The organism is Kitasatospora sp. NPDC054939 (genome assembly GCF_053610105.1).
The window spans coordinates 17,128-28,774 of sequence record NZ_JBSGXP010000110.1 but is presented as its reverse complement, the minus strand read 5'-3'; the positions used below and the strand labels follow the sequence as shown (position 1 = coordinate 28,774).

Genomic DNA, 11,647 nt, shown 5'->3' with positions numbered 1-11,647 from the left:
GCGCCGGCCCCCGCGAGGAGCGGGGAACCGGCGCCCGGCCGTGGTGCGCGGGGGTCAGGCCGGGGTCGGCTCGCCGCCGAAGCGGGCGGTCCAGGCGGCCAGGTCCTCGTCGGTGATCTTGGCGAAGAGCACCGGCGGCACGGTGAACGGCGTCCCGGCCGGGACGAGGTCCAGGGCGCGGGCCCGGTCGGCACCGATCCAGGTGTGGGTGTCCCCGGGCAGCTCGAAGGCCGCCCGGACGGTCTGCGCCGCCGCCGGGAGGAACGGCTCCGAGACGACCGCGTACAGGTGGATGAGGTTCATCGCGGTGCGCAGGGTCAGCGCGGCGGCGTCGAGGTCGGTCTTGGCCTGCAGCCAGGGCGCCTTCTCGTCCAGGTAGGAGTTGCCCGCGCTCCACAGGGCGCGCAGGCTCTGCGCCGCCTTGCGGAAGTTGAGCGCCTCCAGGTTGGCCTCGTACTCGGCCAGCAGCCCTGCGACGGTCTCGCCGAGACGGGCCTCCGGCTCACCGGCCGGGTGGCCGGCCGGGACGGCGTCGCCGAAGCGCTTGCGGCTGAAGGAGAGCACCCGGTTGACGAAGTTGCCGAAGGTGTCGGCGAGGTCCTTGTTGACGACCGAGGCGAAGAGGTCCCAGGTGAAGCTGGAGTCGTCCGACTCGGGGGCGTGCGCCATCAGGAAGTAGCGCCAGTAGTCGGCCGGCAGCAGCTCCAGCGCGACATCGGTGAAGATGCCGAGCTTCTGGCTGGTGGAGAACTTGCCGCCGTAGTACGTCAGCCAGTTGAACGCCTTGACGTAGTCGACCTTCTTCCACGGCTGCCGGGAGCCGAGGAGGGTCGCCGGGAACATCACCGTGTGGAACGGGACGTTATCCTTCGCCATGAACTCGGTGTAGCGGACGGTCTCGTCGGCCTCGTACCACCAGGACTTCCAGTCCCGCAGCTCGCCGGCCGGGGCCGCGTCGGCCCACTCCTTGGTCGCGCCGATGTACTCGATCGGGGCGTCGAACCAGACGTAGAAGACCTTGCCCTCGGCGGCCAGCTCCGGCCAGGTGTCGGCCGGGACGGGCACGCCCCACTCCAGGTCGCGGGTGATCGCGCGGTCCTGGAGGCCCTCGGTGAGCCACTTGTGGGCGATCGAGGAGGCGAGCACCGGCCAGTCGTCGCCGTGCGCCCCGATCCACCGCTCCACCTCGTCGGTCAGCCGCGACTGCAGCAGGAAGAGGTGCTTGGTCTCGCGGACCTCCAGGTCGGAGCTGCCGCTGATGGCCGAGCGCGGCTCCACCAGGTCGGTCGGGTCGAGCACCCGGGTGCAGTTCTCGCACTGGTCGCCGCGCGCCTTGTCGTAGCCGCAGTGCGGGCAGGTGCCGACGATGTAGCGGTCCGGCAGGAAGCGGCCGTCGGCGTTGGAGTACACCTGGCGGACGGAGCGCTCCTCGATGAAGCCGTTGGCGTGCAGCTCCCGGGCGATCTCCTGGGTGATCTCGCGGTTCTGCGGGGACGAGCTGCGCCCGAAGAAGTCGAAGGAGAGCCGGAAGCCGTCGTAGATCGCCCGCTGCTGGTCGTGCGCCCGGGCGCAGAACTCGGCGACCGGCAGGCCCGCCTCCTGGGCGGCCAGTTCGGCGGGGGTGCCGTGCTCGTCGGTGGCGCAGATGAACAGCACCTCGTGGCCGCGCTGGCGCAGGTAGCGGGAGTAGACGTCCGCCGGGAGCATCGACCCGACCATGTTGCCCAGGTGCTTGATCCCGTTGATGTACGGAAGCGCGCTGGTGATCAACTGTCGAGTCATCCTGGGATGCTCCCATGTCTCCGGCGGGCACCGGCCGGGCGCCCGCGAACAGGTTTCGGCGGCCGGGCGGCCCGGTGCGCCGTGCCCGCAGCGGGTTGCACGGCGTGCGGCGTCGCGCCTCTCGGCCGCGGTCATCGTACCGAGGACGGCTGCTCCGGCCGCACTCGTTATTCCGCGGCGCGGCAGCGGTCGCGGTGGCGGTGCTGGCGGTCGCGGTGCGGCGGCAGGCGCGGTGGTGGCGGTAGCGGTCGCGGTGAGGCGGCAGGCGCGGTGGTGGCGGTAGCGGTCGCGGCGGCAGGCGCGGTGACGGCGGCGGCCTGTGGTGGCGGCCCGCGGCCTGTGGTGGCGGCCCGCGGCCCGCGCCCGTCAGGCCGCCCGGACGGCCGCCACCAGCGCCGCGGCCTCCGGACCCTGCGCGGCCGCCTCGTCGAGGGCCTCGGCGAGGGTCTGCTCGTAGCCGGCGCGGGCCTCGGTGTGGCGGGTGCGGCCGGCCTCGGTGATCACCGTGTAGACGCCGCGGCGGTCGTCCGGGCAGCTGTCGCGGAAGGTGAAGCCGGCCTCGTTCAGCCGGGCCACCAGCCGGGTGACGGAGCTCTGGTTGAGGCCGAGGGCGGCGGCCAGCTCCTGCATCCGCAGCTCCGACCGGGGGGCCGCGGCCAGGAAGCCGAGCGCGCGGTACTCGGAGAGGCCGAGCCCGTGCCGGCGCTGGAGCGCGGTGGCGAGCCGGTGCTCGATCCGGGCGTGCAGGGCCGTCACCCGGCTCCAGGTACGGGCGTCCGCCGAATCCTCGGCACCGGCGCCGGGCTGCGCGGGCACGGACCGCTCGGACACGGGCTGCGCGGACATGGGCTGCTCCTGAGGGGCTGCGGGGTGCGGCCCAGAGGCCGTCCGGGCACCGGCGGCTGACCGGTTGACACAAGGTTACTTGTACATGCATGCTCTTGCCCAACCCAAAGAGCTTGCACATACATGCAACTACTAGCCCCGGGGGGCTCCCATGGCCTGGCTGTACCTGCTCGTCGCCTCGGTCTTCGAGGTGGTCTTCGCCCTGGCGACCAACGCCACCCACGGCTTCACCGAACTCGGCCCGTCCCTGCTCACCGCAGCCGCCGCGGCCGGCGGCATCTTCTTCCTCGGCCTGGCCCTCAAGACGCTGGACGTCGGCGTCGGCTACACCGTCTGGACCGGCATCGGCTCGGTCGGCACGGTGATCCTCGGGACCGCGATCTTCGACGAGTCGATGAACGTCTGGAAGGTGCTCGCCTTCGTCCTGATCATCGGCGGGGTGCTCGGTCTGCGGCTCGCCGACCGGCTCACCGCGGACGCCCCGAAGCCGGCCTGACCCCGGCCGCCGCGCCCGCGCCGCTCCCCGCCCCCGCCCCGTCCCACCACGACTTCCACGGAGTGTCCGTCATGGCCTGGCTCCACCTCGCGATCGCCGTCGTCTTCGAGATCGCCTTCGCCCTCGGCACCAACGCCACCAAGGGCTTCACCCGGCTCTGGCCGTCCGTCCTGACGATCCTGGCCGCGGCCGGCGGCATCTTCACACTGAGCCTGGCGCTGCGCACCATCGACCTGAGCGTCGGCTACACCATCTGGACCGGCATCGGCTCGATCGGCACGGTCGTCTTCGGCGCGCTGCTCTACAAGGAGCGGATCACCCTGCCCAAGGCGCTCTCCTTCGCCGCGATCATCGCCGGCGCGGTCACCCTCAAGCTCGCCGCCGGCGCGTGACCCGCCAGGGACGTGCCCGACGGTCCCCGGCCCCGGTGTGCGGCGCCGGGGACCGCCGGGCGCGCCCCTGTCCCGCCCGGGACTGCCTCCCCCGGAGGAGCCTTCCCGATCGGCCTTGCGCTGGAGTGGACTCCAACTCCTACAGTCGGCGGCACCGTCAACCACCCGAAGGGGGAGGAAGCATGCGCTACCGCGTACTCGGGGGCACCGGCATCAAGGTGAGCACCCACTGCCTCGGCACCATGATGTTCGGCGCGATCGGCAACCCCGACCACGACGACTGCGTCCGGATCATCCACGCCGCCCTCGACGGCGGCATCAACTTCGTCGACACCGCCGACATGTACTCGATGGGCGAGTCCGAGGAGATCGTCGGCAAGGCCCTGCGCGGGCGGCGGGACGACGTCGTCCTCGCCACCAAGGTGTGGGCCCCGATGGGCGAGGGCACCAACCGGGGCGGCCTCTCCCGCCGCTGGATCGTCCGCGAGGTCGAGGAGAGCCTGCGCCGCCTCGGCACCGACTGGATCGACCTCTACCAGGTGCACCGGCCGGACCACACCACCGACCTCGAAGAGACCCTCGGCGTCCTCGGCGACCTCGTCCGGGCCGGCAAGATCCGGGCCTTCGGCACCTCGACCTTCCCCGCCGAGGACCTCGTAGAGGCCCACCACCTCGCCGAACGCCGGGGCCTGGCCCGCTTCCGCACCGAGCAGCCGCCGTACTCGCTGCTCGCCCGCGGCATCGAGGCCGACGTACTGCCGGTCGTCCAGCGGCTCGGCATGGGCGCGCTGACCTGGAGCCCGCTCGCCTCGGGCTTCCTCACCGGCCGCTACCGCAAGGACCGCCCGATCGACCTCGGCTCCGGGCGCCCCGCGCTCTTCCCGGCCCGCTTCGACCCGGCGCTGCCCACCACCGCCGCCAAGCTGGAGGCCGTCGAGCAGTTCACCGCGCTCGCCGAGGACCTCGGCTGCACCCTGCCCGAACTGGCCGTCGCCTTCCCGCTGGCGCACCCCGCCGTCACCTCGGTGATCATCGGCCCGCGCACCATGGAACAGCTGGAGGCCGCACTCAAGGGCGCCCCGCTCGTCCTGGACGACGCCGCCCTCGACCGGATCGACGGAATCGTCCCGCCCGGCACCGACGTCTACCGCCCGGACGGCGCCTGGCAGCGGCCCGCGCTGACCGACCCGGCGCTGCGCCGGCGGTCCGTCGCCGACCGCGCGGCCGGCTGAACCCCGCCGCCGCTCAGCGCAGCAGCAGGTCCACCACCCCGGTCAGGCCCTCCTCGCCGCTGCCCTCGGCCAGCCGGCGGCGCATCAGCCCGAAGTAGGGGGTCAGCAGTTCCGGGCTGACGCCCTGCTCCTCGGCGGTGCCCAGGAAGGTCGGCGTGCCGGCCACCTGCATGGCCAGGTTGGAGGCCACGCCCCGGGTGTAGTCGCCGCTGCGCAGCTGCTCGGCGGTGCCGTGCACGCCGGACGCCATGGCGGTGAGCCAGTCGGCGAGCAGCGGGGCGAACGCCACCGGGTCGATCTCCTCCCGGCGGACCAGCGCGAAGGCGTGCGCGGCACCGGCGAACATGCCGTACATGGCGCTCAGCAGCGCCACGTCGTGCAGCGCGGCGAAGCCCGGATCCTCGCCGACGAAGGCGGTGCCCACCGGGACGGCCAGCACCTCGCGGTGCTGCTCGAACAGCTCCCGGGAGCCGCTGTAGAAGACGTAGCCGCCGGCCCCGGGCACCCCGACCATCGGCGGGACGGCCATGATTCCGCCGTCCAGGTAGCGGGCGCCCCGCGCGCGGGCCCACTCGGCCCGGGCCCGCGCCTGCGCGGGGGTGCCGGTCACCAGGTTGACGAGGTCCTTGCCGGCCAGGTCGGTCCCGGCCAGCGCCTCCTCGACCGAGGCGTCGTCCAGCAGGCAGACGACCACCAGGCCGCCCGCCGCGACGGCCTGCGCGGCGTCCCGGGCGACCGTCGCGCCCTCGGCGGCGAGGACGGCGGTGCGGGCCGGGGTGCGGTTCCAGACGGTGAGCGGGTGGTCGGCGGCGAGCCAGGTACGGGCCAGCGCGCTCCCCATCGCGCCGAGGCCGAGCAGGGTCACATGGGTCTTCTCAACGGTGTTGTGTGCCATGCCCCTTAGACTGTTCGCAGGGCCCGGGGCGATCAAGTACGCACTTCGGAGTGGGTGCTTTCACCGGGGTATGCGAGCAGGTCAGGAGGGGTGGGGATGACGACGCTGAACCGGCCGGAGACCGCGGATGGGCACGTCTGCGGCATCGACGCGGCGCTGGAGGTGATCGGCGGCAAGTGGAAGGTGCTCATCCTCTGGGCGCTGCACGAGCACCCGCACTCCCGCTTCGGCCGGCTGCGCCGCCTGGTGCCGGGCATCACCGAGAAGGTGCTCGCCGCCCACCTCCGGGAGCTGGAGGCGGACGGCATCGTGCACCGCGAGTCGTACGACGAGGTGCCGCCGCGGGTCGAGTACGCGCTGACCGGGGACGGCGTCCGGCTCAACGCGGCCCTGGAGCCGCTGGCCGCCTGGGGCCGGGCGCGGGCGGTGGCGCGGGAGGCCGCTGAGGGAGCCGCGCAGCAGGCGGGTTAGGGCGCCCGCGACGAGCGGCGTCGGGTCAGGCGATCGAGGCGGCCACGATCGCGGACACCGCGAGGTTGCAGCTGGCGGTCACCCAGACCGCCGGGTGCGGCTCCGGGTCGACCAGGATCGCGCCGAGCTTGCCCGGCGTCAGCACGTCCACCGCCCAGAACGCGACGGCCATCAGCACCAGGCCCAGCACGCCGAAGGCCGCGGTCGAGGCGAGGCCCTTGCCGAAGTCCTCGTACGTGTACATGATCGCGGTGAAGACGATGCCGCCGATGCCCAGCAGCGCGGAGCTCAGCACCACGGCGGCGTTGCGGTTGCGCTCGACCCAGATCTGGTGGCCGAGCTTGCCCGGCGTCAGGACGTCGACCAGGCCGACGCCGAGGAGGAGCAGCACCACGCCGACGCCGCCGAAGGCCGCAGCCGCGCCGAGTCCGTTCACGATGTCGTTCATGCTGTGCTGTGCTCCCCCGGGGGCATCGGTCAAGGATCGGCAAAAGATATCCCATCGGCCCGCGGCCGAACAGGGTGTGCGGGGCCCCTCCCGTACCCCGCCACCCCACGCGTACCATCGTCCGCCATGACGCAGTCTCCGCCCGCCGCCTCCTCCACCGGCCCGTCCTCCGGCCCGACGACCGCCGGCCGGCCCGCCCAGCAGGACGGCCGACGCCGTTCGGGCTTCGTCGCGCTCGGCATGGTCGGCACCCTCGCCCTCACACTGGCCGGCTGCTCGTCGAGCAGCAACCCGCCGAGCCGCTGCGTCGACCCGGGCACCCTCAAGGTGCTCGACAAGCACGCCTGCCAGGGCGGCACCAGCGCCCAGGCCGGGCGCTGGTACTACTGCGGCTCGGGCGCAGTGACCGCCACCGGCGGCACCTTCGTCAAGGCCGACACCAAGCGCGGGGGCTTCGGCTGCCCGTCCGGTTCCAGCTCCAGCGGCTCGGGCGGGGGCTGATCCGCCGTGCGCCGCCGCACCCTCACCCCGCGCGACAACTGGCTGGCCACGGTCGAGAGCCAGGGCCTGATCTACGCGATGTGCTCGGACCCCTGCAACCAGGACGGCCCGCACGCGTACTGGGACGAGTCCGCCTACTACGAGTTCTCGCTGCCCGAGGTCGAGGCGCTGGAGGAGGTCGTCGAGGAGCTGCACGAGATGTGCCTCGCCGCCGCCGACCACGTCGTGCGCACCGGCCGGTACGCCGACTACGGCATCACCGACCCCCGGCTGGCCGCCGCGGTCGCCGAGTCCTGGCGCCGGCGCGACGAGCAGCCGGCCGTGTACGCGCGCTTCGACCTGGCGTACGACGGCACGGGCCCGGCGAAGCTCTTCGAGTACAACGCCGACACCCCGACCTCGCTGATCGAGGCCGCAGGGCCGCAGTGGTTCTGGATGGAGGAGCGCTTCCCCGGCGCCGACCAGTGGAACTCGCTGCACGAGCGGCTGGTCGCCTCCTGGTCGCGGCAGAAGCACCTGCTGCCGCCCGGCCCGGTGCACTTCGCGCACTCGCGCGGCGACACCGAGGGCGAGGACTGGATGACCACCCTCTACCTCCAGGAGTGCGCCGAGCAGGCCGGCCTGGAGACCGTCGGCATCGCCATGGAGGACATCGGCTGGGACCCGCTCTCCGGCCGCTTCGTCGACCTGGAGCACCGCTTCATCCGCTCCGCCTTCAAGCTCTACCCCTGGGAGTGGCTGGCCTCCGACGAGTTCGGAGAGCAGTTGCTGGACGTCATCGACCACGGCGGCTCCACCGGCACCACCATGTGGATCGAGCCGGCCTGGAAGATGCTGCTCTCCAACAAGGCCCTGCTCGCGGTGCTCTGGGAGCTCTACCCCGGTCACCCCAACCTGCTGCCCGCCTACCTGGACGGACCGCGCGAGCTCGCCGATCCGGACGGGCCGGGCTACGCGGCCAAGCCGCTGCTGGGCCGCGAGGGCGCCGGCATCCGGATCTTCGAGCGCGACGGCAGCGAGACCCGGCTCGCCGACTGGGCCGGCGACCCCAACCGCTACGGCGCCGAGGGCTACTGCTTCCAGCAGTACCACCCGCTGCCGGACTTCGACGGCAACCGCCCGGTGCTCGGCACCTGGGTGGTCGACGGCGAGTCCGCGGGCCTCGGCATCCGCGAGACCGACGACAGCCCGATCACCCACCAGGGCGCCCGCTTCCTGCCGCACATCATCGTGTGACCGGCCGGGCGCCGCGGACCGCCGCGGCGCCCGGAATGCCCGCGGTGCCCGATGAGGTTGGATGAGGGCATGGCATCCCGTGCACGCGTACGCGCCCCCGAGCTGGTCGGGGCAGGCGGCTGGCTCAACACCGGCGGCAAGGAACTCACTCTCGCGGACTTCCGCGGCAAGATCACGATCCTCGACTTCTGGACGTTCTGCTGCATCAACTGCCTGCACGTCCTGGACGAGCTGCGCGCGCTGGAGGAGGAGCACCGCGACACCGTGGTGATCGTCGGCGTGCACTCGCCGAAGTTCGTCCACGAGGCCGACCACCGGGCCGTGGTCGACGCCGTCGACCGCTACGAGGTGCACCACCCGGTGCTGGACGACCCGGAACTCGCCACCTGGAAGCAGTACGCCGTACGGGCCTGGCCGACGCTGGTGGTGATCGACCCCGAGGGGTACGTGGTCGCCCAGCACGCCGGCGAGGGCCACGCGCACGCGCTCGCCCGGCTGGTGGAGGAGCTGGAGGCCGAGCACGGGGCGAAGGGCACGCTGCGGCGCGGCGACGGCCCGTACGTGGCGCCGGAGCCGACCGCGGGGGACTTCAAGTTCCCCGGCAAGGCCGTCCGGCTGCCGAACGGCCACTTCCTGGTCGCCGACTCCGGCCACCACTCGCTGGTCGAGCTCGCCGAGGACGCCGAGCGGGTCGTTCGCCGGATCGGCGACGGCGAGCGCGGCCTGGTGGACGGCGCCGCCCCGCGCTTCAGCGAGCCGCAGGGGCTGGCGCTGCTGCCGGAGGGCTCCGACTACGACGTCGTGGTCGCCGACACCGTCAACCACGCGCTGCGCGGCGTCCGGCTGGCCGACGGCAGCGTCACCACCCTGGCCGGCACCGGCCGCCAGTGGTGGCAGGGCTCGGCGACCGCCGGCCCGGCCCGCGAGGTCGACCTCTCCTCGCCGTGGGACGTCGCCTGGTTCGACGGGCGGGTCTGGATCGCGATGGCCGGCGTGCACCAGCTCTGGGCGTACGACCCGGCCGACGGCACGGTCGGGGTCGCGGCCGGCACCACCAACGAGGGCCTGGTCGACGGGCCCGCCGAGGAGGCGTGGTTCGCCCAGCCGTCCGGGCTCGCCGTCTCGGCGGACGGCGAGCGGCTCTGGGTCGCCGATTCGGAGACCTCGGCGCTGCGGTTCGTTTCACGTGGAACGAAGACCGTGGAGACCGCCGTCGGCACCGGGCTGTTCGACTTCGGCCACCGCGACGGCGCCGCCGACCAGGCGCTCCTCCAGCACCCGCTGGGGGTCACCGTGCTGCCGGACGGCTCGGTCGCGGTCAGCGACACCTACAACCACGCGCTGCGCCGCTACGACCCGGCGAGCGGCGAGGTCAGCACGCTGGCCACCGACCTGCGCGAACCCTCCGGGGCCGTCCTGGTCGACGGGGACATCGTGGTGGTCGAGTCGGCCCGGCACCGGCTGACCAGGCTGCGGCTGCCCGAGGAGGCCGTCCGGGTGGAGGCGGTGGCGCACCGCACGCAGCGGGCCGCCACCGAGGTGGCGCCGGGGCCGTTCCGGCTGGACGTGGTCTTCTCGGCGCCGAGCGGCCAGAAGCTGGACGAGCGCTACGGCCCCTCCACCCGGCTGCTGGTCAGCTCGACCCCGCCCGAGCTGCTGGTCTCCGGCGCGGGTGCGGACACCGCGCTCTCCCGGGAGCTGGTGCTCTCCGCCGACGTCGCCGAGGGCGTGCTGCACGTCTCCGCGATGGCCGCCTCCTGCGACGACGACCCGGAGATCGAGTACCCGGCCTGCCACGTCCACCAGCAGGACTGGGGCGTGCCGGTGAAGCTCGTCGCGGACGGCGCCGGGCGGCTGCCGCTGGTGCTGGCCGGCCTGGAGTGACACGAAGCGGCCGGGGCCCGGTGTGTCCGGGCCCCGGCCGCGTCGTCGGGGAGCGGTTCAGCCCTCCAGGAACGCCTTGATCGCGCTCGCCAGCAGGAACGGGTCGTCGGCGCCGCACAGCTCGCGGGCCGAGTGCATGGAGAGCGCCGCGATGCCGCAGTCGACCGTGGTGATGCCGAGCCGGGCCGCGGTGATCGGGCCGATCGTGGTCCCGCAGGGCATGGCGTTGTTGGAGACGAAGGTCTGCCACGGCACGCCGGCCTTCTCGCAGGCCGCCGCGAACACGGCCCGGCCGACGCCGTCGGTGGCGTACCGGTTGTTGACGTTCACCTTGAGGATCGGGCCGCCGTTGGGCATCGGGTGGTGGCCCGGCTCGTGCCGCTCGCTGTAGTTCGGGTGGACGGCGTGGCCCATGTCGGAGGAGAGGCAGACGGTGCCGGCCAGCGCCCGGGCGCGGTCCTCCGGGCTGCCTCCCCGCGCGTAGACACTGCGCTCCAGGACGTTGCCGAGCAGCGGGCTCTGCGCGCCGGTGTCGGACTCGCTGCCGGTCTCCTCGTGGTCGAAGGCGGCCAGCACCGGGATGTACGGCAGCTCGGCGCCGGCCACGGCGGCCAGCGCGGCGGTCGCGGCGTGCACCGAGAGCAGGTTGTCCAGGCGCGGGCCGGCCAGCAGCTCGCGGTCCCGGCCGAGGTAGGAGGCGGGCTGGACGTCGTGCGTCATGAGGTCCCAGCCGGCCACGTCGGCGGCGGCGACCCCCGCGCGTTCGGCGACGTACCCGATCAGCGAGCCCTCGTCGACCGGGCCGAGGCCCCAGATCGGGGTGAGGTGGCGCTGCTTGTCGAGCTTCATGCCCTCGTTGACCTGGCGGTCCAGGTGGATGGCCAGCTGCGGGACGCGCAGCAGCGGCTCGTCGAGCTGGACCAGCCGGGAGCTGCCGTCGCGCAGGGCGAGCCGGCCGGAGAGGCCGAGGTCCCGGTCGAGCCAGGTGTTGAGCGGCACCCCGCCGTAGATCTCCACCGCGACCTGCCGCCAGCCCGCCGACCCGGTGTCGGGCACCGGCTTGACCCGGAGGTTCGGCGAGTCCGTGTGGGTGCCGACGACCCGGAACGGCGTCTCGGGGCCCGCACCCTTCGGCACGTACCAGGCGATCAGCGCCCCGCCCCGGACGACGTAGCGCCCGCCGGCCGTCGAGTCCCAGGCGTCGGTCTCGGCGACCTGCCGGAAGCCCGCCTTCTCCAGCCGCTCGGCCGCGCTCGCCACCGCGTGGTAGGGCGACGGTGAGGTGCCGAGGAACGCGATCAGATCATCGGTGTGCGTCCGGTCGAAGAAAGCCTGACGGGCGGCGGTCGACATGCTGCTCCTGAGTCGAGGGAGGGCCGAAGCCGGATGGGGGGTCGGCTTCGCACCTTGAGCATATGCCCGTACACGGACATGACACTCGGAACGTCCCAACCGGATGCACAA

The 11,647-nt window shown here is 73.3% G+C and carries 12 protein-coding genes; 7 read left to right on the top strand and 5 right to left on the bottom strand.

The window, feature by feature from the left end:
* Window positions 1-54 precede the first annotated feature (54 nt).
* Window positions 55-1,782, bottom strand: coding sequence for a methionine--tRNA ligase (gene metG, locus ACWGB8_RS26855; RefSeq protein ID WP_452216177.1), 1,728 nt, complete (start codon window positions 1,780-1,782; stop codon window positions 55-57).
* Window positions 1,783-2,148: 366 nt separating this feature from the next.
* Window positions 2,149-2,628 (bottom strand): MarR family winged helix-turn-helix transcriptional regulator, encoded by a 480-nt coding sequence (locus tag ACWGB8_RS26850; RefSeq protein WP_452216176.1) that lies wholly within the window; start codon window positions 2,626-2,628, stop codon window positions 2,149-2,151.
* A gap of 151 nt (window positions 2,629-2,779) precedes the next feature.
* Here ACWGB8_RS26850 and ACWGB8_RS26845 point away from each other — a divergent pair, with 151 nt between their 5' ends.
* The 3 genes from ACWGB8_RS26845 (at window position 2,780) to ACWGB8_RS26835 (ending at window position 4,748) form a co-directional block, all read left to right on the top strand.
* Complete coding sequence (locus tag ACWGB8_RS26845; protein ID WP_452216175.1) at window positions 2,780-3,124, top strand: DMT family transporter; 345 nt, start codon at window positions 2,780-2,782, stop codon at window positions 3,122-3,124.
* A gap of 71 nt (window positions 3,125-3,195) precedes the next feature.
* On the top strand, window positions 3,196-3,516 hold the full coding sequence (locus tag ACWGB8_RS26840; RefSeq protein WP_452216174.1) for a DMT family transporter: 321 nt from the start codon (window positions 3,196-3,198) through the stop codon (window positions 3,514-3,516).
* 182 nt (window positions 3,517-3,698) lie between these two features.
* A complete protein-coding gene (locus ACWGB8_RS26835; RefSeq protein WP_452216173.1) occupies window positions 3,699-4,748 on the top strand; it encodes an aldo/keto reductase in 1,050 nt (349 codons plus the stop codon).
* Between the two features lie 13 nt (window positions 4,749-4,761).
* On the opposite strand, the gene ACWGB8_RS26830 is transcribed toward ACWGB8_RS26835, so the two are convergent.
* Entirely contained in the window at window positions 4,762-5,643 is an 882-nt protein-coding gene (locus ACWGB8_RS26830; RefSeq protein WP_452216172.1) for an NAD(P)-dependent oxidoreductase, read from the bottom strand.
* A gap of 96 nt (window positions 5,644-5,739) precedes the next feature.
* Here ACWGB8_RS26830 and ACWGB8_RS26825 point away from each other — a divergent pair, with 96 nt between their 5' ends.
* Window positions 5,740-6,114: a winged helix-turn-helix transcriptional regulator gene (locus ACWGB8_RS26825; protein WP_452216171.1), complete on the top strand. Its 375-nt coding sequence runs from the start codon at window positions 5,740-5,742 to the stop codon at window positions 6,112-6,114.
* Between the two features lie 25 nt (window positions 6,115-6,139).
* Here the strand turns inward: ACWGB8_RS26825 and ACWGB8_RS26820 are convergent, their stop codons facing one another.
* The gene (locus ACWGB8_RS26820; protein ID WP_452216170.1) at window positions 6,140-6,562 is read right to left on the bottom strand and encodes a DUF350 domain-containing protein; all 423 of its coding nucleotides are present in this window, start codon (window positions 6,560-6,562) and stop codon (window positions 6,140-6,142) included.
* Between the two features lie 126 nt (window positions 6,563-6,688).
* Between ACWGB8_RS26820 and ACWGB8_RS26815 the strand changes: the two genes are divergently transcribed.
* From ACWGB8_RS26815 to ACWGB8_RS26805, 3 genes are all read left to right on the top strand, one after another.
* Window positions 6,689-7,063 carry a hypothetical protein gene (locus ACWGB8_RS26815; RefSeq protein WP_452216169.1) on the top strand — a complete coding sequence of 125 codons (375 nt, stop codon included), beginning with the start codon at window positions 6,689-6,691 and terminating at the stop codon, window positions 7,061-7,063.
* Between the two features lie 6 nt (window positions 7,064-7,069).
* On the top strand, window positions 7,070-8,299 hold the full coding sequence (locus ACWGB8_RS26810; RefSeq protein WP_452216168.1) for a glutathionylspermidine synthase family protein: 1,230 nt from the start codon (window positions 7,070-7,072) through the stop codon (window positions 8,297-8,299).
* Window positions 8,300-8,368: 69 nt separating this feature from the next.
* Complete coding sequence (locus ACWGB8_RS26805) at window positions 8,369-10,183, top strand: NHL domain-containing thioredoxin family protein (RefSeq protein ID WP_452216167.1); 1,815 nt, start codon at window positions 8,369-8,371, stop codon at window positions 10,181-10,183.
* A gap of 57 nt (window positions 10,184-10,240) precedes the next feature.
* Here the strand turns inward: ACWGB8_RS26805 and ACWGB8_RS26800 are convergent, their stop codons facing one another.
* Window positions 10,241-11,536: a M18 family aminopeptidase gene (locus ACWGB8_RS26800; protein ID WP_452216166.1), complete on the bottom strand. Its 1,296-nt coding sequence runs from the start codon at window positions 11,534-11,536 to the stop codon at window positions 10,241-10,243.
* Window positions 11,537-11,647 lie beyond the last annotated feature (111 nt).